Genomic DNA, 25325 nt, shown 5'->3' with positions numbered 1-25325 from the left:
TAACCAGTTATTTTTTATTGACGATTTCAAGTTCTTTCAGGAGTTGCTCACGCACGGATTCATCATCCAGAAGCGACTGCAAGCGAGTACGAAATGCAGGGATATTTCCCAGAGGGCCTTTTAGTGCAACCAATGCCTCACGCAGTTCCAGAAGTTTATTTAATTCAGGCACTTTTTTTGCGATATTATCCGGTGAAAAATCACTCAGTGATTTAATTTCCAGATTAACAGGCATGTCTTCTTCATTTTTTTCATCAAGACGATTAGGGACGTTAAAAGTCAGATTGATGTTCGCCTCATTCATTACGGCATTGAAATTGTTCTTATTGACTGAAACTGTTTGCCGTTCTTCAATTGGCGTATCTTCCTTCTTTCCTTTCAAATCACCGACAACCAGAAGATTCAACGGTAATTCGACTTCTGCGGTCTGGTCACCCGTATTCGGAACATACTTAATATTAATTCTTTCTTTCGGAGCTACGCTACCTGGACTATTCTTACTCATATTTTAATCCTTTGGCTAATACAACCATGAACTGTCTAACAACCCATTATTGGTGAGAGAATTATTCTAATTTTACCCATATAACAAATACAAAACATCTCCCTAAAAAAAATAGGCTAAGAAAAACAATCGTATTTGTCAGTCACGGATGGATTTTATATCTTCTTATATATAAACACTCAGAAATATCCTATCCAATCGTGGAGGTAACATCGATATGAAAAATCGTCAAGCCCGAGTTTGACATTTTATTTTTTTGATGTAAAGCCTAAACATAAATTGATAACTCCCTCTATTCCAGCTTTTAATATCCCTATGTCAACCTGTAGTAAATTATAAGCGTTTTTATCCTCCTGAAAATAGATAAATATTTGGTTTTACGCTCTGCATGAGTATGCAGGCCAATTACCTATCAATTGTATAAAAGGTAATATTTTTCATTTTTATGAGAATAAAATACAACCAATGAATCATGAATCATAACTACTATCAATAACAATATTTATTTTATTTAGATTAATTATTCGGCATTACAGTTCGAATTAATCGAATTTTTTGATCCAGTTAACATTTTTCAAATGATCATGAAAAATATTTCATTAAAAAATGAAAAACATATAAATATTAATTAGTTAAATTTAATTAAAAAATCAAGATCATTTATTGACCAGTTAAATAGGTTTGTTTTTTATAAAAACTCAGCTATAAATTTCACAACGGCAATGATTATAAAATTTTTATTTGTCATTGAATTAGAGCTTGCCTTGCAATTTGCAAATTACTTTGCATTACACGATTTCAGCTTTATTATTCGCTCCGAGTGTTCGGCGGCGACAGTTTTATTTAATTATAGAATGAAACTATCACTCACGGAATGAGCACTTACACTTATACATTGGTAAAAATTTATAGGATATTCATATGCCAACTCCATGTTATATTTCCATCAATGGAAAAACTCAGGGCAATATTACTGCTGGTGCATTCACTGCTGAATCAGTAGGTAATATTTTCGTTCAAGGTCACGAAGACGAAATGCTGGTTCAAGAATTTGACCACATTGTCACTGTCCCAACTGATCCACAGTCAGGTCAGCCTTCTGGCCAGCGTGCGCATAAACCATTCCGCTTCACCGTTGCATTGAACAAAGCCGTTCCTCTGCTTTACAACGCACTGGCTTCTGGCGAAATGTTACCTACTGTTGAATTGAAATGGTACCGTACTTCAATCGAAGGTAAACAAGAGCATTTCTTCACGACCAAACTTGAAGATGCAACTATTGTTGACATTGATTGCAAAATGCCACATTGCCAAGATCCATCAAAAGCAGAATTTACTCAATTAATTCGTGTGTCTCTTTCTTATCGTAAGATTAACTGGGAACACACTACAGCAGGTACTTCTGGTTCTGATGACTGGCGTGCGCCAATTGTTGCTTAATATCTTATTAATTAAGTATTAAGTAATAACCATTCAGCCAATGAATACTATTCATTGGCTGAATAAATGAATAACTTATTATTTCATCCGTCAATTCTTATTTTTCTTTTTCATATTTGTTTCTTTGATTTTCTATAAATGTCAGATTTTTATATAGTGATTATTTTTATGCTAAACAGAGATGCATAAATACATGATTACGTACGTAACCAATCTGACTGATGCTATCTTGTTGATACTGCTTTACGCCAGCACCCACTTTTGCATGATGATTTATTGAACAATCGCACCAAAACCGCATATAACATTCTGACCTCAAATTTTTCTAAAATCCACGCTGAATTCATTGAACACAGTGATATGTCAACGCCTTCCCATAACATGCAATCAAAGTGATATAAGTGAAATTTTTAAATTAAAAATACAAAGTAATAAAAGGACTTTGTTGTTTTATCGCTATCCTACTGAAATTTCAATTAAGCACGAATTGCATTTGACTTAGTCCTTAAAAATAATATAGGACATAACCAAAACGATTCATAATAAATCATTAAGGTAAATATATAATTACAAACCACAAGATTGGGCAAAATATATACATCAATCGGAGAAAAATAAAATATTTTCTATGCTTTAATATTTAATTAACAAATCATACTTAAACCTAATCTAACACTGTACGTTTTCGGATCAACCATTGTCATTTGGGTATTCCCATGATTAAAAAGACGGCAATTTTTATCTTATTATGTACCGCCCTTCAGGTAAAAGCGTCACCTGAAGAACTCAATGTCATATTACCGACAGATGAGACAAGAAGGACTTTACAAGACAGTTCAAGGGAAATAGACCAGTTAATTGAACAACGCCGTCACCAAGGATTAGTCAATCGTTCCGGTGCCCTTTCGCCTCAGACCGTCTCTCCAGTATTGGTAGAAGCGCCAGTATGTCTGGATATCCGCGGCGTCTATCTCCAGGGCATTACGCTGCTGACTCTGACTGATCTGAATACACTCAGCACATTGCCTGACAACTGTATTACCAGCAATGATATCAATAAACTGTCAGCAGAAATTACTAACCTCTATATTGCCAAGGGCTATATTACGGCGCGGGTGCAATTTATTCCTCCCAGCCATCATGGGGAATTGGGAATTAATGTTGTCGAAGGTTTTATTGAGGCCATTGAAGGTGGTGATCGCTGGATCAATAGCCGGATGCTGTTTCCTCATCTGACGAATAAGCCACTGAATCTTAGTCAGCTTGATCAAGGGCTGGATCAGGCGAATCGTCTGCAATCAAATAAAGCAACGCTCGATATTCTGCCCGGTAAGGTCAATGGCGGTTCAGTCATCAGGCTGAGTAACCAGCATTCCACCCCGTGGAGAATATCTACAATAACCGATAACTACGGGCAAAAAAGCACAGGTAAATGGATAAGCCGACTGAATGCCAGCATGGACAGCCCATTGGGGTTGTCCGACTTTATCAGTCTCAGCGGCATCAGTACCGTCGATAACCCCGACACCCAATATAATCGGGCGGCGACTCTGTTCTATTCACTTCCATACGGTGCTGCGACTTTCAGCGGTTTTACCAGCTATTCCCGATATATCAGCCATCCAAAGCTACAGCATAATGTGCACAAACTGTATGGGAATTCACAGCAGTCGGGTATGCGTATGGATTGGGTATTCCACCGCAATCAATCACAAATCTCGACATTGAATACCCAGCTTGTTTACAAGAATTTCAACAACTACTTCGATAGCGCCAAACTCAGTCACAGCAGTCAAACATTAACCGTGTTTTCACTGGGCATAAGCCACTTACAAATCATTGCGAATGGCCTTATCACTTTTGACGCAGGCATTGAACAGGGAACACCGTGGTTCAGTGCGCAAACCTCAACCGACAACTTGAATAAGCAATTTACCAAAGGAAAGTTATCCGTCAATTTACAGCAGCGCTTCAGACTATTTGATATGTCCTACCGGCTCAATAACCAATTTTATACCCAGTACAGCCCAAACGGACTACCCGGTGTTGAGTGGCTCAATATCACCGACCGCAATGCAGTACGAGGATTCAGTAAAAATACGTTATCCGGTGATAACGGCTGGTATCTGAGAAATACCTTATCCCACTCAATACCGATACTCAAAGGTTCGCTTGACCTGCGGGCAGGAGTGGACATCGGACGGGTCAAAGGTTATCTCAGTCAGAATGGCTGGCAAAGTAGTGCCGGATTAAGTACTGGCCTGACATGGCGCTATCAGCGTCTGCTTGCCGATATCGAGGTCAGCCGAGGCAAATTATTATCCCATCAAAATAGAGACAAGGATGAGTCCATGCAATTGTTAACACGCGTTTCTTACACCTTTTAATTTTTGTAGCAATTAGCATTTTTTAACCGTAGTCAACTTGGGGTTTTATTCTCAGGGGGCTGCACATGGCAATAGAAGAAAGTAAACAGAGGTAATAATATGCAAGAAAAAAAATTCAAGTTATCTCCTACGGGAAAACTTGCCGTATCCATGGCAATTATTCTGACAACCTGTTCAGTCAGTTTTGCCAACGGAATCACGCCCGGAGGTGATGCAGGACATCGCCCTGATGTTACCCTCGCGGATACAGGTGCTACGGTAGTGAATATCGTAGCACCTTCTGACTCAGGGCTGTCCCATAACCAATATGAGGATTTCAACGTTAATCAGATGGGGGCGGTATTAAATAACTCATTGATCGATGGCTCATCAGAATTAGCCGGCCAGTTATCGGCCAACAGCAATCTGAATGGGCAGGCCGCCAGTGTGATTTTAAATGAAGTGATCAGCCGCAACCCTTCACTCTTGCTCGGTCAACAAGAAATTTTCGGGATAGCCGCCGATTATGTGCTGGCAAACCCTAATGGTATTACCTGCAACGGCTGCGGTTTTATCAATACCAATCAGGCCTCTCTGGTTGTCGGTAATCCGTTAGTTGAAAATGGCGTTCTGCAAGGATTCAATACTTTTAACAACCAAAATGCGCTGAGTATCAAAAACAATGGCTTGTCACATACTGACGTTCTGAACTTGATTGCTCCCAAAATTGATAGTCATGGTCGGGAAATCACCGCCAAAATAATCAATATCACGACAGGTAATAACCAGATTTCAGCCGATGGAAAAATTCTGGCATCACAACAAGCAGATGTTGGTGTGCTCGACAGTTATTACCTCGGCAGTATGCAGGCCGGACGTATTCGCCTGCTGAATACCGCAGAAGGCAGCGGCGTCAATCTGCAAGGCAAGATGACGGCCAATGACAGTATTGATATTAAGTCTTACGGGGATGTGAATTTGCAGGCCGCTAATCTGAAAGGCGGGGATATCACATTGCAAGGCAACAATGTTCTGTCCCAAGGACGCCTCAATCAATCCTCATCAGACAAAGACGGCAGTGACAACCACCAAGGCAGTTTCAGTGGTCTTTATGCCCAACAGAAGCAAATCAGTGAATCCATTGCCCGTACCCAATTGGAAGGCAAGAATATTACGCTGGTGGCCAAGCAGAATAACCGCGTTATGGCGACCGATATTGTAGGGGATAATGTCACGCTGACCGGTGCTGATCTAAAACTGGATGGACAGCAACTCCACCAGCTTACCAGCAACACCAAAAATGAATGGAAATTATCCTGGCAGTACGATGTTACTGAAGAAAGTGAAAAATACCATCATGAAGGCAATACCATCAAGGCGCATGAAAATGTCCACCTGACAGCCAGCGAAGGTAATGCAGAAGTGCTTGGCAGTAAAATCAGCGCTGGCAATAAACTGTCCGTATCCGCCCGGAAAGATGTGAAACTGGCGGGTCTGCTGGAATCAGAAGTAACAGCCGAGAAAGGCTATAAGAAGAACCACACTGTTGGTTTGCAGACCGGAAACTGGAACAAAAACCATACTGCCCAGAGAAGCATCGGCAGTGAATTGAGTGCAGGGGGAGATTTAGGCATCAATGCAGGGGCAAATGCTGAAATTATCGGTTCTCAGGTCAATTCCGGCAAAAACCTGATTGTTTCTGCCGGTCAGCAGGCGAAAATCACGGCTCAATCTCTTGTTGATAATCAAAGCATTGCTAAGAATAAAAAATACTGGGGTGGCATTGCGGGCGGCAGTAACAAAGATAACCTCAATAAAGAAGAAACTCATCATATCTCTGATATCAACGCGAACGGACATTTGCTGCTGTCGGGAATGAATGGTGTCACTATTACCGGCAGTAAAGTGAGAGCACAACAGGGAGCTTATGTTGAAGCAAATGATGGGCAATTAATCATTGATAACGTGGTTAACAACTCCTATAAGAAAGTGAATGAAAGAACCGGTACGATATTTAACATCACCAAAAATTCGAACCAAGAACACAATACACAGCAGACCACGTCCAATAGTCAGCTGGTTTCCGATACCGACCTGAAATTACTCAGTAATAAAGATATCAATATCATTGGTAGTCTGGTGAAAAGTGCGGGTGAGCTGCAAATGAATACATCAGGCAACATCAATGTGCTGGCTTATGGTGAGCAGAATAGCCATCATCAGGAAAAGACCGATCTAAACTGGCAATATTACGCCCATGAAGCAGAAGACAAGCAGTACCGTGTCGGTATCGGCCTAGAGCACACGCGTGATGGTCAGAAAACCGATGTCACAACGCAGCGTCCATCAGAATTGAACGGTGGCAACCTCACCCTCAATGCAAGCGAAAATGTCACCGTCACCGGCTCCAAATTAGTGACGACACAAGGGGATGCCAAAGTCACCGGGAACAATATCAATTTACTCTCTGGGGAAAACAGGACATCAACCGAAAACTCACAAGTAAAAGGCCGTGGCGGTCTGTTCTTGACCGGTGGTATGGATAGGCTCGGTGGTGGTATTGAAGGTGGTTACGCAAGTCATGGCCAGTCCCAAAACCAAACCACGGCTGTAGTGTCAAAGACTCAAGTTACCGGCAATCTTGAATTGAATGCAACAGGAGAGTTAAAGCAGCAAGGCACTCAGCATCAGATCAATGGTGTTTATCAGGCCAATGCCGGGAGCATCAAAAATCTGGCGACAGAAAATACGGAATCAAACTCCACTAATCAGTTGCAGGTGGACAGTGAAATCAGTGGTTCAGCCGATTACAGTGCAACGACTCGTCCGGCAGAAAAAACAGCCAAAGCGGCCAGTGAGAAGAAATTGGATACTTCCATTGCCAAAATTGGCTTACCGAATGCCGGCCTTGAGTTAGCGGCCAAAGGCAACAGCCATTATACCGGCAATAGCCAGTCAAACGCAGTCGTCACTTCAATCCAGGCGGGTAACGTCAAAGTCACCACTAACGGTGATGTTTACGATCAAGGAACCCAATATCAAGCCAATACAGGAGACGTGTCACTGACAGCCGGCAGTCATACCAGTGAAGCCGCCTACAATCGTAAAGATAGCCATTCTTCTGACACCACTGGCAACGCCCGTCTGCGCGTTTACACCTCAACCGGCAGTGATATTTCCGTTAATGGCAAAGGTGATGGCAGTTATCAGGCAACCTCCAACAGCAGTGCTAATGCCGTGACCAGCGGGGTTCAGGCACAAAACGGTATTGATATCCAAGTGACCAGAGACGCCCGTTACCAAGGCACCTCCATGAATGCTGGCAGTGGCAGTACAAACATCAATGCGAAAGAAAATATCCAGTTTGATCAAGCCACTAACCGCAACGAGCAAAACCGTACAGGTCACAATGGAGAGATTTCTCTGACCGTGGGAACCAACCCGGATGGTAAGAATTTCAGTGCCAGCGCTGGCGGTGGTTATAACACTGACCAGCAGACCAGCACGACGGCTCAAACCAGTACCCTCACAGCGGGACAGGGTGTAAACCTGAATGCAGGCAATAATCTGGCACTGAAAGGTTCTGATGTCTCTGGTAAGCAAGTCGATTTAACTGCACAACGTGGGAAAATTGAACTGACTTCCGCTCAGGACACCATCAACAACAATGGCTGGAATGTTGGTCTCAAGGGCAAAGGGGGTATGTCCAGCAAGGCCCGAAACAATGAAAGCGGGGATAGCGCAGGAAGTGTCAATGCGGCAACTGACAATTCCACTGGCAGCAGTGAGGCTGGCAACAAAATCATCGATAACAAATATAACATTGGTGGTGAAGTGAAATTCGGTGTCAATCGTCTGGATACAATGACATACCATAACGGCCATGTGTCCGGCGGTAACGTCACGCTGACCAGCGGTGGCGATACTTCACTCAAAGGCACCAATGTTACTGCCGATCGCGTGACAGGTAATGTCGGCGGCAACCTCAATGTTGAAAGCCTTAAAGACAGTACACATAGCCTGAATGTCGGTCTGGATGCTGGTTTGGGTTACAGCAAAACAGTCAAAGGGGACGATAAAGCTACACTTCCTGTACCGACCGCCAATAGCAGTTCATCAGAAACAGCGCCTGAAACCGCAGCAGCAGATGGTAAAAAAGAGGTGCCGGGACTGAAAGACCAACTGACCGCCGCTTTCAAAGGTTACAGCGGTAAACTGAAAGGCAATTACGATACGCTAGACAGAGAAGCCACTGGTGAGCAATCCACCCTGACCGGTACTCACGGCGTTAATCTGGATGTTGCAGGAAAAACCTATTTAGTCGGTGGTAAAATTGACAGTGCACAAGGGACGGTATCAGTGAATACCCAGCAGATTGGGCATCAGCCTGTGACTGGATACGATAAGGGGAGAAACCTCGGTGTTAATCTGCCAGATTCCATGGTAGGTCTTGCCGGTGCTGCACAAAAAGATATTTTTTCCGGAAAAATTCCTTTCGTAAAAAATGAGAGCCACGATACAGCAACTCCTGCTACCCACAGTGGGATCAAAGGCCATCAATTAGATTAATCAGCATTTATTCGATTGTTCCTCAGTACGGTAGCCCATCATGCGGCTACCGTATTTGTTGCCTTTTCTGTTTTGCCTGTTACTCTTTTTCCACATACCCATTTAGCGCATAGCGCTAACATAATGAGTACACTAGGCAAAACCAGAATTAAGGGAATGTAATGCCAAGAGATTTTGTTCCATTTATTGCCCATTTGATTCGGGCTGCCCAGCGCTTCAATGATCGGATGGGAAGCCAGTTCGGTGCCGCCATTACTTATTTTTCATTTCTATCTCTCATCCCAATCTTGATGCTCTCTTTTGCCATCGCCGGTTTTGTACTGGCATCCAATCCTGATTTGCTGACAAGGTTGATCAATGGTATTGCTAACAGCATCAGTGACCCATCGCTGGCTAACACGCTGAAAAACAGTGTTGATACTGCGGTGAATCAAAGAACGACGGTTGGATTGACGGGTCTGGCAATCGCACTCTATTCAGGTGTGAACTGGGTAGGCAACTTACGCGAAGCCATCCTCGCCCAATCCCGCGATGTCTGGGAACGTCATCATGCAGAAAAAGAAAAAATCTACTCTCAGTATATCCGCGATTTTTTCTCCCTATTTGGTCTGCTGTTCGCATTGGTGATAACGCTTTCTCTGACCTCTATCGCCGGATCTGCTCAGGCAACCCTCGTTCATGCCTTTGGATTAGAAGGTATTGAATGGCTGCGCCCTGCATGGACACTGATAGGCATGACCATTTCCATTTCTGCCAATTATTTGTTATTTCTGTGGATATTGTGGATCTTACCCCGGCATCAACCTGAGCGGAAAGCGCTGTTTCAGGGCACCTTAATGGCCGCAATTGGGTTTGAGATCATTAAATATATTATGACGATCATGTTGCCAAAACTTGCCAGTTCACCTTCTGGCGCCGCCTTCGGCTCGGTCATTGGCTTGATGGCATTTTTCTATTTCTTTGCCCGTCTGACACTGTTTTGTGCTGCTTGGATTGCCACGGCAGAGAAAACATCATAACAAACCAAAAAAAGGAGTCATGTATGCCATTTGTAAACATCAGAATCACCCGCGAAGGTGCGACTGCCGAGCAGAAGAAGCAATTGATTGAAGGTGCAACCCAGCTGCTGGTGGATGTACTGGGTAAAAATCCGGCGACGACGTTTGTCATTATTGATGAAGTTGAAACGGATAACTGGGGCATTGGCGGTAAAAGTGTAACTGAAGTCAGGGCTGCTGCGAAAAAGTAGCCGACAATTGACGGATAGTATATCGATGTAAAGGGCGAATTTGCTCGCCCTTTTTGGGAAAATTTACTCATTTGGTACTGCATCATGTTTAAACCACAATCGAGGTTTCATGAAGGTAACGCCATAACGCATTTCCCTCTTTAAATTCAATGATGACAACAGACCAACGTGATTGGTTTATGCCATTCATGCAATGTGTTTCCCTGTATTGGCATACCACCGTATCGCCAGTATTAACCAGTGTCTTAATAGAATCGATTTCAATCTTTAAACTGGGTTTATAGCCTATATTCTGATGAAACAGCTCACTGACCTGAACAAAAAAAGCAATATGCCCACGGGTTGTAATCATGCTGAATTCAGGGCTGAAGCAAGAAAGCAGTTTTTCCAGAGACACAGCGCCTTTTTGCTGATCATTGGTAAATACGTCTTCTATCCATTGGTGAAGTTCCATGATGCTTTGATGCGCAATTAACTCTTTTTGGTTGTTCATACAGTCTCCCGACTCTTAGCCAGTTGGCGCAATTTTAACAGGGGCAATAAACCTGAAATTGCCGCAATAATAAAGGTGAGATGGTAAGCCGTTGCCGGAGTAGTTTGATGCTGCAATACATTAAAAATCATGGCAAAAATAGTGGCGCCAATACTAAAACATATCTGGCGATTGAGATTCCAGATCGTGCTGGCACGGGATAAATTCTCGCCTTCAAAATCCAGCATCGCCGTGGTTTGCGCGGTATTTGCGCCTATCCCCCCACCGATTCCCATCAAAAGGTATGCCATAATCAGAAGAGGCTGATCCTGAGGGGTATTTACAGTAACGAGTATGGCAATTCCTGCGGCATGTAAGACGAGACCGGCAAAGAACAAACGTACCGATCCCAACTGGTTATATATTCGGCCACAGATTAATATCGCACAGAAGGAACCGGCTGCATAAAAAAGCATCAGCAATCCGGCTTTCTCCGCAGACCAATTCAGTTCTTGTTGCAGATAGAAGATATTGAGCAGGTTCACTCCGGTAAATACACCGGGTACAGCGTAATAGACCCATATTGAAAAACGCATCCGGATGTTGGTCAGAATGTTTAAATCGAGTACCGGATTATTGATGCGGCGGTAATGGCGAACATAAAGTAAAGCAAACAAGACTCCTGTGATAACCAATATGTAAGGCACTAATTTAGTGCTTGCTTCAGCATAGAGCGACAAACCGAGTAAAAGAGAAGCCAGCGACAAACTTACCAAAAATAGACCACTCAAATCAGGTTTAGGAGCCGTTGTTTTTTCCGTTTTAATCCAAAGAAATGACAACAGAGCTGCGATAAGACTAAAAGGAATATTGCTGAAAAACACCCAATGCCAAGAGAAATGATCTACGATTATCCCCCCCACTCCCGGAGAGACTGCTGGGGCGATTAATGCGACCGCCATGATAATCGTTGAAATCTTTGCTCTTTCCTGTTTTTTAAACAGGCTCAAAGTCAGAGCCTGTCCAACAGGAATCAACAACCCTCCACCGAGACCTTGTATAAAACGGAATAGTGCCAGGCTGAAAAAATGCGTCGCCATACCCGCAAAGAACGCGGCTATTGAGAAAACCAACATGGATGCAGTCATGATTTGGCGGGTACCAAACCGACTTGCCAACCAGTTACTGATAGGAATAATGAGAGTCAATCCCAATAGGTAACTATTCGCAACCCAGGTCACTGTTGATTCCGAAACTGATAAATTACGTGCGATATCCGGTAAAGCTATAGCTGACATAAAAATGTTGATACAGTCTATAAAAAAACCAACCAGAAAAATTATTGCAATACGATAACGATAAGTCATTATGCCCTCCACTGCGGAGTTTAGGCTTTCTTGACCCGTTAAGACTATGAATATAAATTGAACATTCCGTTTAGCTGTAATTAACCATGATGAATAACCAATTAAACCGGATTCAAACCTTTATTGCTGTAGTGGATTGTGGATCATTCACACGGGCAGCAGAACGACTGTTGATCAGCAAAGCAATGACCAGCATTCACGTTAAGCGGCTGGAAGAGTCATTAAACATACCGTTATTGATTCGTAATTCCAGAGGAGTTGCGCTGACGGAAGCAGGTCAGTTTCTTTACAATGAATTTAGTGAAATTTTTATTAATATTCAGTCCAGCTTAGATAATGTGGCTGAACAGTATCTTTCACTTTCTGGCACCCTACATATCACATCAACAATCGAGTTCGGTGATCGGTTTCTCCTTCCTCTGATTGGCGAGTTCTGTAAGATACATCCGCAACTTAATGTCAGCTATGACGCTGGCTCTGCTCTTAATGACCTTATTTCAGACAGGCTGGATTTAGCCATCAGGTTGGGGGTATTGCGAGATTCTTCGCTTAAAAGTCGTAAAATTGCTGACTTTAAAATTTATATGGTGGCATCACCTGACTGGCTTGAAAAAAATAAACTGGAAACAGTCAATGATCTCAAGGATGTTGATTGGATTGCTAACAGTAATTTGCAAACACCTACACACTGGGAATTAAGTCACTCCACCTTACCGTCAATTGATATACGAGCCAAAGCCAGATTCAACGCCAACTCTTCGACCTCAATAAAAACAATGGCTATTGCGGGGTTCGGTGTGACTGTCTTACCCGAATGGATGATAGAAACCGAGCTGCAATCAGGCAATCTAGTGCGACTTTTTCCTGAATATTCACTGCCAAAACAGCCCGTCACAATCGTATACCCAAATGGACACCAGATTCAGCGTAAATGCCGAGTGTTTATTGATTACCTGATAGATAAACTCAAGTTATGATGTTTAGCTATCTCGCCGTAAACCGCATCACAAGGTCAAATAATAACCAGATTATTATCAAACCTAAAGCTACTCCGCCCCTTTTTTGATATCAGCATCTTGCTTGGTATCAATGGCTGGTGTTTCCGGCACGGGACCCGGCCGCATAATCTGGTTAAAACCGTTTCTGAGCTGATTCACATTAACGGCCGTTTCATCTTTTGGCTGCACCAGAATAAAGGAGATGTCCTGAGACAACATCTCTTTCAGTTTTTTGTTCAAAAGCGGTGGTGTCAGAGAAGATAAAAACGTCTGCCTTAAGCGTTGAAATTGCTCCGGTGCAATATCGACCACATTATTCTGCTGTGAAATCAGGCGCTGGTTAATCAATAGATCAGTATTTGTGCGGGCATAGACCGCAAAGAGCTGTTGCAGTTGAAGCCGTTTTTGAGCATACAGTTCATCAAATTGCTCTTGTGGCAGGCCATTCTCACGCAATGATGCCAGCTCAGAAGCCAGATAAAGTGTAGATTCTGTCAGCTTGTCCGAAGAAGTATCCATATTCAAGAAGCAATTTGCCCGCTGGTACAATATGCGACAATCCAGATCTAACTTCATGTCAGCCTGCTTTTCTTCCCGCCCCAATTGCAGGTAGCGATAAAGCGCTTCACGAGCCAAATCGTTTAACCAATACTGAAGCAGGGTCTGCGAATCGTTAATCGGTTGCCAGTTCAGGTTCCAGACTAAAGACAGCCGATCTTGTTGAGCTTTATCACTGACTACGCCAAGCGTTTCTGATTTCAGCGGCAACAACGTCGCAACGGCTACCGGTGTCTGCCGTTTTCCTTTTAATGGCGAAAACACCTGATTAATGCGCTCTGACAGTACCCGGCTGTCAACATGACCAGCAACATACAGCGTCATCGCATCTGGCGTGTACCATTGCCGATAAAATGCTTCAATTTTTTTGACATCTACAGGCATTGATACGCTCGCACCCGGATCATGATCGAGCAATGTCGAGCCTTGCAGCCGCATCCGCCACACAGGATCTTGTATATCTGCGGGTAAAGTCGCGACGGAATGATCGGTCGCTTTCATCGCCTGTGCCAAGGTTTCTGGCGTAAAAACCGCACCACCCGCAATATCCGACAGCCATACCAGTGCATCTTTCAGTAAATCAGGGCGGTTATTTGGCAGGCTGAGGCTATAAAGCGTGAAATCATATGAAACAATGGCAGGAGGAAGGGGATTTTTGCTATCAATCGCGTTGCGCCATAGATTTTCCAGTTTTTGCGATGACAAATCTTTGCTGCTGAACAATACGACTTTTGGAATAAGGTAGGTGTAGCCGTGTTGTTGCGTTTTCTCTGCCAGTGAACCGGTTTTCACGATTAAACGCAGTTGTATCCTGTCATTGGGACGCTGTGGAGTTTGCAGGGCTTGCCAACTGAATCCATTTTCAAGTTTACCTTGTTGCCAAGCCGGATCAGGCTGCAAAATCTCTGCCTGTGCTAAATAAGACGTAGCCAGAATGGCGCCACCAATAAGATACCCGATTTTCTTGCCCTGCATTCTCACTTACCCCTACCTATTTAGTTTTATCCTTGTTATCCCTGGCTTCACCTGCCACAGTTTAACTATTCATGCCAAACCATTAATGCCCACTACTAATCAACAAGGCTTCATTTTAATCGCAGTTTCTGCTTATCAATCTGACGATTATAGCCTTTAACCAGTAACCCCAATTCATCATCCTGATGGTTTTTGGGACAAAGTATGGGCGCAGTCGGCTGTTCTTCATTCAGAGCACGCGCAACATCGCGTAGTGGATGGATGATAATGCGATTCACGCACCAACTTATCGCCACCGTAAGAATAAGTGCGAGTAGTAAATAGGTGGTCAACATTAATGCAAGTGTATTCAAGGCAAATCGGTATACTCGGTTAGAATCGACCTGCAAGATCAGGTATCCCTGTGACGCTTCGGTTTGCGGGGTAATACCATAGATATGCAAAGGGATCTGTACCTCAACGGGAATACCAAAAATCTGCTTTGCCAATTCGGGTATAGGGCGATAAGTCGCGAAATCCAAGCTCATCACCCGGGCATTATTCGGTGATACCACATCAGCCCGCCCCAGAATGCCTGATGTCTTTAACCCAATCAACAGCGTTTTCGCTTTATTGAGGTCTGAATTCAGCAGCGCTTCTGCCAGAGGAACTTGAACCTGTGCAGCCGCATTATTGAGCTGGCTGATATAATCATCTTTCCGCTGCTGTAACAGGTGTGATAACTGGATAGTAATGAAAATGGCAATAGTTATCAAAGCGACTCCTGTCACTGCGGCCATTTGTTTAATAGTTAATGAACGTTTGACACGCAATTTCATCTTATCCAAACTAATACCTGCAAAAAATACGAGCTATCACACCTTAATAATGTGACTGAGTATACTTGATTTTTCTGGCGGTCGTCTTATTTTGATGAGTTCAAAACAGAAGAATGACCGCAACATAACGTTTATGTTTAATAACGTTTGCATTATCCATATCATATCCACGTTATATCACGGTCAAAGACGATTATCTGGATGAATTTTCGTCCTGTTCAATTGCAAAACAGGCGACCAGTTGCTCGTCATATTTCCTTAGCTTAGGCTGGAATTGCGTACAGTGACCAAATGCGCGACGGCAACGGGCGGCAAAGGCGCAACCCGGAGGCGGATTCATCGGGCTTGGCAATTCCCCTGTCAGCTTGATGCGCTCACGACGCAGTGCCGGATTCAGACGAGGTGTCGCAGACAGCAACGCCTGTGTATAAGGGTGACGAGGATTATTGAAAATCTGGTCCTTACTGCCTTTTTCAACACAACGCCCCAAATACATCACCATGACTTCATCAGCGATATGTTCAACCACCGAGAGATCATGAGAAATAAACACGTAAGACAACCCCAGATCCTGCTGTAAATCCATCATCAGGTTCAAGACCTGCGCCCGCACCGAAACATCCAGCGCAGAAACCGGTTCATCGGCAATCAACACATCCGGATTTAACATCAATCCACGGGCGATGGCAATGCGCTGACGCTGGCCACCGGAGAACATGTGCGGATAACGCTGATAATATTCCGGTTTTAATCCCACTTTTTCCATCATCTTCAACACTTGTTCCTTGCGTTCCGCTGCGGCGAGCGACGTGTTGATCAGCAACGGCTCTTCCAGTATCTGACCCACTTTTTTGCGCGGATTCAAAGAGGCATAAGGGTTTTGGAAGACGATCTGGATTTTCTGGCGCCGCAATTTTTCTGCTTGTTTATCTGGCACCAATAAATCCTGTCCCTGATAATAAAGCTCACCCTCCGTCGGTTTTTCAATCATGGTCAGCAGGCGGCCAAGTGTGGATTTGCCACAGCCAGATTCCCCTACCACCGCCAGCGTCTTGCCTTTTTCCAGCTCGAATGAAACACCATCCAGCGCTTTAACCATGCGCTCAGGCGCAAACATCCCTGTCTTCACCGGATAATATTTCTTTAACTCGGTGGCTTTGAGTAAAGGGGCAGTGGCCTTTTCCTGTTCGCGCCTGTTTTGATTACGAATGTTTTGCTCACTCATACTGTCGGTCTCCCCTCATCATCCAGCGGCATATGACATTTAACCTGACTTTCCCCAACTGTTTTCAATGCTGGCTCTACCTGACGGCAATGTTCATTCGCATAGGGGCAACGGGGATTGAGCAGACACCCTGTCGGGCGGTCATATTTGCCCGGAACCACACCGGGCAACGACGCCAGACGGGATTTATCCGTCGAAAATTCCGGCAACGCCCGTAATAATGCCTGTGTGTAAGGATGACGGGGCGCACGGAAGATTTCAGTTGCCTTGCCCGCTTCCACTACCTGCCCGCCATACATCACGATGATATGATGAGCCGCTTCCGCCACTAACGCTAAGTCATGCGTGATCAAGACCAGCGCCATGTTTTCCTGCTGTTGCAACTCCAGCAGCAATTCGATGATTTGTGCCTGAATAGTTACATCCAGTGCCGTCGTAGGTTCATCGGCAATCAGCAGCTTAGGACGACAGGCAATCGCCATAGCAATCATGACGCGCTGGCTCATCCCACCAGACAATTGGTGTGGATAGACATCCAGACGGGAAGCCGGATCAGGAATACCCACCAGCGTCAACAAATCAACCGCCCGCTGGTAACGGGTTTTGCGACTCCCCCCCTGATGTACTTTAAGCGCTTCTATAATCTGAAATCCCACGGTATAGCACGGATTTAAGCTGGTCATCGGATCTTGGAAGATCATAGCCACTTCCGCACCGACCAACTGGCGACGCTCTTTCTCAGAAATTTTTGTCAGATCACGGCCATTGAATTCCAGTTTTTCTGCCATGACCCTGCCCGGATAATCAACCAACCCCATAATTGCCAGTGAACTGACGGACTTACCTGAGCCGGATTCTCCAACAACCCCGACAACCTGTCCCTGCTCCACACTGTAGCTGATACGGTCAACGGCGCGGAATGGCGCATTTTCTTCACCGAAGTGCACCGATAATTGATCTACATTCAACAATGCCATTTCAATACCCCTACTGCTTGAGCTTAGGATCGAGTGCGTCACGCAGCCCATCCCCCATCAGGTTAAATGCCAATACGGTCAGCAGGATAGCCAGCCCCGGGAAGGTCACGACCCACCACGCGCTCTGGGCAAACTGCAAGACATCGGCCAGCATGGTTCCCCATTCTGGTGTGGGTGGCTGCGCCCCCATGCCCAAAAACCCCAAGGCGGCCATGTCGAGAATGGCATTTGAAAAACCTAATGATGCCTGCACAATCAAGGGAGCAAGACAGTTTGGCAGGATATTGATGAACATCTGACGTATGGCTCCTGCACCCGCCACTTGTGAAGCCATTACATAATCTCGGTTCACTTCAACCAGTACCGCCGCCCTTGTCAGACGAATATAGTGAGGCAAGGCGACGAAAGTCAGCGCCAGTGAAGCATTGACAATCGACGGACCAAAAATAGCAACCAGTACCAATGCCAATAGTAAGCTTGGCAATGCCAGCATGATATCGACAATACGCATGATGATCGTATCGACAAGGCCGCCGAAATAACCGGCCAATACCCCCAATATGATGCCCATCACCAGCGACATCACCACAACCAGGCAGCCAACCAGCAAAGAGAGGCGTGCGCCATACATCAGACGGGATAAAATGTCGCGCCCCACATCGTCAGTACCGAGGATAAACTGCCAGCTTCCTCCGTCCTGCCATATCGGTGGAACTAACAGAGAGTCACGGAACTGCTCTGCCGGGCCGTGGGGTGCCAACACATTCGCCAATAGCGCCACTAGCAGCATCAGGACAATATAGGCAAAACCAACGACCGCACCCTTGTTACGCTTAAAATAATGCCAGAACTCCTGTATCGGCGTCATCAATTTCGGCGCACCGGATACCGCTGGCTCAGTAGTTTGAGTCATCACGTGCTCCTTATTTCTTATGACGGATACGTGGGTTGACGACGCCATACAGCAAATCAACCACAAGGTTGACCAGAATAATCATGGTCGCCACTAGCAATACTCCCCCCTGCACCACCGGATAATCACGACGCTGAAGGGCATCGATCAACCAGCGTCCCAGCCCCGGCCATGAAAAAATGGTTTCTGTCAGAATGGCACCTGCCAGCATAATCCCCACTTGCAGGCCGATGACAGTGACGACTGGCAGCAAGGCATTACGCAGAGCATGGATAATAATGACACGCATACGGCTCAAGCCTTTTGCGCGGGCGGTACGGATATAGTCTTCCCCCAACACTTCCAACATCGCGGAACGGGTCATGCGCACAATCACAGCCAGTGGGATCGTCCCCAGCACAACCGCAGGCAGGAGCATATGCATCACAGCATCAATAAAGTCGCCCTCTTCGCCCCAGAACAGAGTATCAATCAGCATGAATCCCGTCAGCGGGTAACTATCATCAAGAAATACGCTGTCGCTTATCCGGCCGGAAACAGGAGTTAAATTCCATTGAACGGATACCAACATAATGAGCATGATCCCCCACCAGAAAATCGGCATGGAATAGCCCGTCAGTGATACCCCGACAGCCGTATGATCAAAAACAGATCCACGCTTGACCGCTGCCAGTACGCCGACCGGAATACCAACAGAGATCGCAAGTAACATGGCGCAGACCCCTAACTCTAATGTCGCTTTGAATCGGGGCACAAACTCGTCCCACACAGGAATGCGGCTTTTTAGAGAAATGCCCAAATCACCATGAAATATGCCATTAATATAATGAAAATATTGCTCCCAGAGAGGTTTATCCAACCCCATAGCAGCCATCAATTCGGCATGACGCTCAGCAGAAACACCGCGTTCTCCCGCCATAATCAGCACCGGATCGCCGGGGATCATGTGTACAAAAGCGAAAGTTAGCAGTGTAATACCAATAAACGTAGGAATTACCATTCCCAAACGTCGGAGGATAAATTGCAGCATATCCTGGGTTCTCTTTTTAATTACCAGTTACAGCTCTCAGGCTGTTTGGTGTAATACAAGGGTCAACTTGCCTGTCAGAGAAGCGAAACCATCCCCACAGAACAATCTGGGGGATGGTTAATCACAACAAATCAAGAGCAGGATTAGTCGAGAGTCACGTTGTAAAAGAGGTGCCTACCAAGCGGATCAACCAAATAGCCTTTCACTTCCTTACGGATTGGTTCATAAACCGTGGAGTGGGCAACGATCAATGCGGGTACTTGCTCATGCATTACAACCTGTGCCTGTTTGTAAAGCGCTGTACGTTTGGCATTGTCAGCCGTTTCACGGGCTGGCTTGATAACGTCCTCAAATGGCTTGTAACACCATTTCGAATAGTTAGAGCCTTTCTCTTTGGCCGCACAGCTAAACAGAGTGCCGAAGAAGTTATCGGGATCACCATTATCCCCCGTCCATCCCATCATCACCGTCTGCGGTTCACCATCTTTAGCGCGTTTCAGATATTCTCCCCACTCATAACTGACGATCTTGGCTTTGATGCCAATTTTCGCCCAGTCAGCCTGAATCATTTCGGCCATACGACGGGCATTCGGGTTATACGGACGCTGTACTGGCATTGCCCACAAATCCGTTTCAAAACCATTCGGGAAGCCGGCTTCTTTCAGCAGTTCCTTCGCTTTAGCGGGATCATAGGCATAATCTTTGATGTCATCGTCATAGCTCCACATGGTCGGTGGGATCAGGTTTTTCGCTTTTTGCCCAGCGCCCTGATAGACCGCATCGATGATGGCATCTTTGTTCACCGCCATCGCCAGCGCCTGACGAACCTTAAGGTTATCCATCGGTTTTTTATCGACATTGAAAGAGAGATAACCCACGTTCATGCCAGCCTGCTCCTTCAGAACAATATTTTTGTCCTGCTTCATACGGGAAATGTCGGCAGGGTTTGGATACGGCATGACCTGACATTCGTTTTTCTGCAATTTGGCATAACGTACAGAGGCATCAGGCGTAATGGAGAACACCAGGCGATCAATTTTCGCCGGGCCTTCCCAGTAATCCTTGAATGCTTTATAAAGAATGCGGGAGTCTTTCTGATATTGCTGCAATTGGAACGGGCCTGTGCCAATCGGATCTAAGTCAACTTTCTCCGGTGTTCCCGCCTTCATCATCACATCAGCGTACTCTTTGGACAGAACCGAGGCAAAATCCATCGCAAGGTCGGCAAGGAAAGGCGCTTCAGGGCGGGATAACACAAAACGGATGGTGTAATCATCAACTTTTTCTATTTTGCTGATGATGTTATCCAGATCCATGCCAATAAAATATTCGTAGCTGCCACCTGAAACTTTGTGGTACGGATGATTTTTATCTTTCTGGCGCATAAAAGTAAAAATCACATCATCAGCGTTGAAATCGCGAGTTGGCTTGAATTCCTTAGTGCTATGCCATTTCACGCCCTTGCGCAAATAGAAAGTATAGGCTTTGCCATCATCACTCACATCCCAGCGTTCAGCCAAACTGGGAATGACATTTGTCGTACCTGCCTTGAAATCCACCAAGCGGTTGTAGATCTGTCTGGAAGTTGCATCATAAGTTGTGCCGGAAGTGAATAACTGTGGATTAAAACCTTCTGGAGAACCCTCAGAGCAATAAACCAGTGTCTTTGCCTGAACACTTGCTGTTACTGCTAACGCAACGAGGCCAATGCCCAGTTTCAGTAAACTGAACTTTTTCTTACTGGAGGTTGCCATTACTTAAACTCCGTTTGTGATGTTTATCGTGTCTTGGCCAAGTCCAGCGTTTCCACCTAAATGATGCCGTCCCGACCCGCGTTATTGTTGTTCGTTTATCAATTAACCAATTGTTATGCTTGACGTCAACATAATCACATATAACACTGGCAACATTAAAAAAACATAAAATAAAAAAATAATTAACACTTGCGATGTAAAAATATGACAGTCGGCATATTTAACAGATAAAACCACTGAAAATATCGGATATATAAAGAATTAATTTCTATTGGCGATAATTTGAAATTTGTGACTGAATACTTAAAAAATGAACAATCTGCCTTATGAAAAAGACGGGACAATATAAGATGCGGGTACGGATAGAAAAGAAGAAATGTTTTAAATTTAACCAATTAATATAAAAATAATCGTGTTATTCATTAAAGAAACACTTTATTGAGTAAATTTAATTTATGAACAAGGAGAAAGATAATGAATTATCGAATCAGGGAAATTCAGTTCCTGAGCGAATTACCGACAGTTTCAGAGATGAAATCCAGATAGATGAACAATTTTATCAAACCGACCGTGATATAACGTCGATGTTTAAAATAGGGATCAAGGAATGAGTTAACGCCGAGTTTTTATTTAGCACATACGAAAAAACCCCGCTCAAAGAGCGGGGTTTCTGAATGCTGGTCGGCGAGAGAGGATTCGAACCTCCGACCCACTGGTCCCAAACCAGTTGCGCTACCAAGCTGCGCTACTCGCCGAAAACGAAGCGCATCTTACTGCCAGCGCCGTAAACCGTCAATATCTTTTTAAAGATAAGTGTTTAATTGATGATAAACCAACCAGAACACGCACAATGCAATATCATCAGTGACACTTAGTGGCGATAAAAAACATCGACAAGCAAAAAAAAGCCTCACCACAACGGGCGAGGCTTTTAATCAAACAATGCAGCAATATTTACTGGAGCAATGAAATATCTGCCACGCGCAAGAACAACTCACGCAATTCACTCAACAGTGTCAGGCGATTAATTCTGACTTGTTGATCTTCATCCATCACCATCACGTTGTCGAAGAACGCATCCACCACTTCACGCAGAGAAGCCAGTTCAACCAGCGCATCCTGATAGTTGCCTTCCGCAAACAGAGGAGCCAGCTTATCTTTCAACACCACAAGATGGGTCGCCAGTTGGATCTCTTCTGCGGCTTTCAATACAGAAGCAAGAACACAGTCATTCAACTTCTCTTCTGACTTCGCCAGAATGTTGGAAACACGCTTATTAGCGGCTGCCAGTGAAACCGCTTCATCCAGTGTGCGGAAATGCGTTACCGCTTTCATTCGGGCATCAAAATCTGCCGGTTGAGTCGGACGACGCGCCAGCACTGCCTGAATAGCATCAACGCTGTAACCCTGCTCCTGATACCAAGTGCGGAAACGGCCGAGCATGAACTCAACCACATCATCCACCACGTTTTCATTGGTCAGTTTGTCACCATACAAACGCACGGCTTCTTCTGCCAAGGTCTGGAGATCAAGCGGCAGTTTTTTCTCAACGATAATACGCAGAACACCCAGTGCCGCACGACGCAGTGCAAATGGATCTTTATCCCCTTTCGGATGTTGACCAATACCGAAGATACCAGCAAGGGTATCCATTTTATCGGCAATCGCCACAGCACAGGAAACGGCCGTGGATGGCAACTCATCGCCAGAGAAACGCGGCTGATACTGTTCATTCAGTGCCAGAGCCACATCTTCCGCTTCACCATCATGGCGAGCGTAGTGCATTCCCATCACGCCCTGAGTGTCCGTGAACTCAAATACCATGTTGGTCATCAGATCACATTTGGACAACAGACCCGCGCGGGTCGCATGAGTGACATCTGCACCGATTTTTTCGGCAATCCAGCCAGCCAGAGCCTGAATACGATCCGTTTTGTCACGCAGTGTACCCAGCTGCTTCTGGAACAGTACCGTTTCCAGACGCAACAGATTATCTTCCAAACGCTGCTTGCGGTCAGTCTTAAAGAAGAATTCCGCATCTGCCAACCGTGGGCGCACCACTTTTTCGTTACCCGAAATGATCTGCTGTGGATCAGACGATTCAATATTGGCAACAAAAATAAAGTTTGCCATCAATTTGCCGGATTTATCGTAAACCGGGAAATATTTCTGATCGCCTTTCATGGTGTAAACCAGCGCTTCGGCAGGCACTTCAAGGAATTTCTCTTCGAATTTCGCTGTCAGAACCACTGGCCATTCCACCAAAGAAGTCACTTCTTCCAGCAGGCTGTCGGTCAGATCTGCCACACCGCCAAGCTGCATCGCTGCCTGCTCTGCATCACGTTTGATCAACGCTTTACGTGCATAATAATCCGCAATAACACGGCCACGTTCCTGCAAAATCGTCGGGTATTGCTCTGCATTATCAATCGCAAACTCCGCCTCGCCCATAAAGCGATGACCACGGATAATACGATCAGATTTGATGCCCAGAATTTCACCGTCAATCACGTCACTGCCCAGCAGCATCGTGACCGTATGCACAGGGCGGACAAACTGGGTTTCTTTATCGCCCCAGCGCATCAGTTTAGGGATCGGTAGCTTGCCCAACGAACTGCTCACCATATCCGCCAGCAGTTCTTTCGCTTCACGGCCTTTAACCTGCGCACGATAAAGCAGCCATTCGCCTTTATCCGTTACCATGCGCTCGGCTTGATCAACTGTGATACCACAGCCACGCGCCCAGCCTTCCGCGGCTTTAGTTGGCTTGCCTTCCGCATCAAATGCCTGAGCAATAGCCGGGCCACGTTTTTCCACTTCGCGATCAGCCTGTGCCACAGCCAGATTTGCCACTTTCAGTGCCAGACGACGAGGGGCTGCAAACCAGCTAATTTCACCATGACCCAGATTGGCGTTTTTCAGTTCTGCTTCAAAATTGGCCGCAAAGGACTCAGCCAGCGAGCGCAGCGCCTTTGGTGGCAACTCTTCTGTGCCGATTTCCACAAGGAAAGTCTGTTGAATCATGATGGCCTCTCAATTCTTCTTACACATAGGGAAGCCAAGCGCCTCGCGGGAGGCATAATATGCTTCAGCAACCGATTTGGTCAGGGTACGAATACGCAGAATATAGCGCTGACGTTCAGTCACGGAGATCGCTTTACGAGCATCCAGCAAATTGAAGGTATGGCCGGCTTTCAAAATACGCTCATAAGCTGGCAGTGGCAGTGGTGCTTCCAACGCCAACAGCTCCTGTGCTTCTTTTTCATACTGTTCAAAGCAAGTGAACAGGAAATCCACATCAGCGTGTTCGAAATTATAGGTAGACTGTTCAACTTCATTCTGGTGATAAATATCACCATAAGTCGTTTTACCCAGTGGGCCATCGCTCCACACCAGATCGTAAACGCTGTCCACGCCCTGAATATACATCGCGAGACGTTCCAGACCGTAAGTGACTTCACCAGTAACTGGTTTGCACTCAAGACCACCGACTTGCTGGAAGTAAGTGAACTGAGTCACTTCCATACCGTTCAGCCAAACTTCCCAACCCAGCCCCCATGCGCCCAGCGTTGGGTTTTCCCAGTTGTCTTCAACAAAACGGATATCGTGAACGGTAGGGTCGAGCCCCAACGCTTTCAACGAACCAAGATAAAGCTCCTGAATGTTGTCCGGAGATGGCTTGATGATGACCTGAAACTGGTAATAGTGCTGAAGGCGATTCGGGTTTTCACCGTAACGACCGTCAGTTGGACGACGGGAAGGTTGCACATAAGCTGCCGCAATGGGTTCTGGCCCTAAAGCGCGCAGGCAGGTCATAGGGTGAGAAGTTCCTGCGCCGACTTCCATATCCAGTGGTTGGACAATGGTACAGCCTTGACGCGCCCAGTAATCCTGCAATGTCAGGATGAGCCCCTGAAAGGTTTTGGTATCAAACTTTTGCATGTTGAATCCACACGCGATACATCACGCGATACATATGAATTTAAACGAAAGCGGTCAGTATACCCTTTGACCGTAAGATATACAGCACTGATCACCCGCCAATTTTGCCGCAGTATAAAAAAATCTTATCCGAGCCTCTTTACTTGTATATTTATACAGTTAATATA

18 protein-coding genes and 1 tRNA gene are annotated in these 25325 nt (G+C 45.3%); 6 read left to right on the top strand and 13 right to left on the bottom strand.

Features of this window, described 5'->3' with window-relative positions:
• Nucleotides 1–7 precede the first annotated feature (7 nt).
• Nucleotides 8–505 carry a type VI secretion system contractile sheath small subunit gene (tssB, locus tag XBJ1_RS01150; protein ID WP_012986876.1) on the bottom strand — a complete coding sequence of 166 codons (498 nt, stop codon included), beginning with the start codon at nucleotides 503–505 and terminating at the stop codon, nucleotides 8–10.
• Nucleotides 506–1426: 921 nt separating this feature from the next.
• On the opposite strand from tssB, the gene XBJ1_RS01145 reads away from it, so the two are divergent.
• The 5 genes from XBJ1_RS01145 to XBJ1_RS01125 all read left to right on the top strand — a co-directional run bounded on the left by XBJ1_RS01145 (nucleotide 1427) and on the right by XBJ1_RS01125 (nucleotide 10129).
• Nucleotides 1427–1945, top strand: a complete 519-nt coding sequence (locus XBJ1_RS01145; protein ID WP_012986874.1) for an Hcp family type VI secretion system effector — start codon at nucleotides 1427–1429, stop codon at nucleotides 1943–1945.
• Nucleotides 1946–2661: 716 nt separating this feature from the next.
• On the top strand, nucleotides 2662–4332 hold the full coding sequence (locus tag XBJ1_RS01140; protein WP_012986872.1) for a ShlB/FhaC/HecB family hemolysin secretion/activation protein: 1671 nt from the start codon (nucleotides 2662–2664) through the stop codon (nucleotides 4330–4332).
• 99 nt (nucleotides 4333–4431) lie between these two features.
• The gene (locus tag XBJ1_RS01135) at nucleotides 4432–8880 is read left to right on the top strand and encodes a hemagglutinin repeat-containing protein (RefSeq protein ID WP_012986871.1); all 4449 of its coding nucleotides are present in this window, start codon (nucleotides 4432–4434) and stop codon (nucleotides 8878–8880) included.
• A gap of 161 nt (nucleotides 8881–9041) precedes the next feature.
• On the top strand, nucleotides 9042–9899 hold the full coding sequence (gene yhjD / locus XBJ1_RS01130; protein WP_012986870.1) for an inner membrane protein YhjD: 858 nt from the start codon (nucleotides 9042–9044) through the stop codon (nucleotides 9897–9899).
• Nucleotides 9900–9922: 23 nt separating this feature from the next.
• A complete protein-coding gene (locus XBJ1_RS01125; protein WP_012986869.1) occupies nucleotides 9923–10129 on the top strand; it encodes a 2-hydroxymuconate tautomerase family protein in 207 nt (68 codons plus the stop codon).
• 88 nt (nucleotides 10130–10217) lie between these two features.
• Here the strand turns inward: XBJ1_RS01125 and XBJ1_RS01120 are convergent, their stop codons facing one another.
• Nucleotides 10218–10622 (bottom strand): hypothetical protein, encoded by a 405-nt coding sequence (locus tag XBJ1_RS01120; RefSeq protein WP_012986868.1) that lies wholly within the window; start codon nucleotides 10620–10622, stop codon nucleotides 10218–10220.
• A complete protein-coding gene (locus XBJ1_RS01115; protein WP_012986867.1) occupies nucleotides 10619–11968 on the bottom strand; it encodes an MFS transporter in 1350 nt (449 codons plus the stop codon). The genes XBJ1_RS01120 and XBJ1_RS01115 overlap by 4 nt, the downstream gene beginning before the upstream one ends.
• Nucleotides 11969–12054: 86 nt before the next feature.
• Here XBJ1_RS01115 and XBJ1_RS01110 point away from each other — a divergent pair, with 86 nt between their 5' ends.
• Entirely contained in the window at nucleotides 12055–12945 is an 891-nt protein-coding gene (locus XBJ1_RS01110) for a LysR family transcriptional regulator (RefSeq protein WP_012986866.1), read from the top strand.
• 69 nt (nucleotides 12946–13014) lie between these two features.
• On the opposite strand, the gene XBJ1_RS01105 is transcribed toward XBJ1_RS01110, so the two are convergent.
• From XBJ1_RS01105 to glyQ, 10 genes are all read right to left on the bottom strand, one after another.
• Complete coding sequence (locus tag XBJ1_RS01105; RefSeq protein WP_012986865.1) at nucleotides 13015–14499, bottom strand: M16 family metallopeptidase; 1485 nt, start codon at nucleotides 14497–14499, stop codon at nucleotides 13015–13017.
• 110 nt (nucleotides 14500–14609) lie between these two features.
• Nucleotides 14610–15317 (bottom strand): HAMP domain-containing protein, encoded by a 708-nt coding sequence (locus XBJ1_RS01100; protein WP_012986864.1) that lies wholly within the window; start codon nucleotides 15315–15317, stop codon nucleotides 14610–14612.
• 193 nt (nucleotides 15318–15510) lie between these two features.
• Nucleotides 15511–16542 carry a dipeptide ABC transporter ATP-binding subunit DppF gene (gene dppF, locus XBJ1_RS01095; RefSeq protein ID WP_012986863.1) on the bottom strand — a complete coding sequence of 344 codons (1032 nt, stop codon included), beginning with the start codon at nucleotides 16540–16542 and terminating at the stop codon, nucleotides 15511–15513.
• Complete coding sequence (gene dppD, locus XBJ1_RS01090) at nucleotides 16539–17519, bottom strand: dipeptide ABC transporter ATP-binding protein (RefSeq protein ID WP_012986862.1); 981 nt, start codon at nucleotides 17517–17519, stop codon at nucleotides 16539–16541. Before dppD ends, dppF begins: the two co-directional genes overlap by 4 nt.
• Nucleotides 17520–17529: 10 nt before the next feature.
• Nucleotides 17530–18432 (bottom strand): dipeptide ABC transporter permease DppC, encoded by a 903-nt coding sequence (dppC, locus tag XBJ1_RS01085; protein WP_012986861.1) that lies wholly within the window; start codon nucleotides 18430–18432, stop codon nucleotides 17530–17532.
• A gap of 10 nt (nucleotides 18433–18442) precedes the next feature.
• On the bottom strand, nucleotides 18443–19462 hold the full coding sequence (dppB, locus tag XBJ1_RS01080; protein WP_012986860.1) for a dipeptide ABC transporter permease DppB: 1020 nt from the start codon (nucleotides 19460–19462) through the stop codon (nucleotides 18443–18445).
• 143 nt (nucleotides 19463–19605) lie between these two features.
• On the bottom strand, nucleotides 19606–21216 hold the full coding sequence (gene dppA / locus XBJ1_RS01075; protein WP_012986859.1) for a dipeptide ABC transporter periplasmic-binding protein DppA: 1611 nt from the start codon (nucleotides 21214–21216) through the stop codon (nucleotides 19606–19608).
• A gap of 678 nt (nucleotides 21217–21894) precedes the next feature.
• Nucleotides 21895–21971: transfer RNA gene (locus XBJ1_RS01070), tRNA-Pro, on the bottom strand.
• A gap of 199 nt (nucleotides 21972–22170) precedes the next feature.
• Nucleotides 22171–24240: a glycine--tRNA ligase subunit beta gene (gene glyS / locus XBJ1_RS01065; protein WP_012986857.1), complete on the bottom strand. Its 2070-nt coding sequence runs from the start codon at nucleotides 24238–24240 to the stop codon at nucleotides 22171–22173.
• Nucleotides 24241–24249: 9 nt separating this feature from the next.
• Nucleotides 24250–25158, bottom strand: coding sequence for a glycine--tRNA ligase subunit alpha (gene glyQ / locus XBJ1_RS01060; RefSeq protein ID WP_012986856.1), 909 nt, complete (start codon nucleotides 25156–25158; stop codon nucleotides 24250–24252).
• Nucleotides 25159–25325 lie beyond the last annotated feature (167 nt).

This window comes from Xenorhabdus bovienii SS-2004 (assembly GCF_000027225.1).
Taxonomy (GTDB): Bacteria; Pseudomonadota; Gammaproteobacteria; order Enterobacterales; family Enterobacteriaceae; genus Xenorhabdus; species Xenorhabdus bovienii_C.
This window is presented reverse-complemented; position numbering and strand designations above follow the sequence as displayed.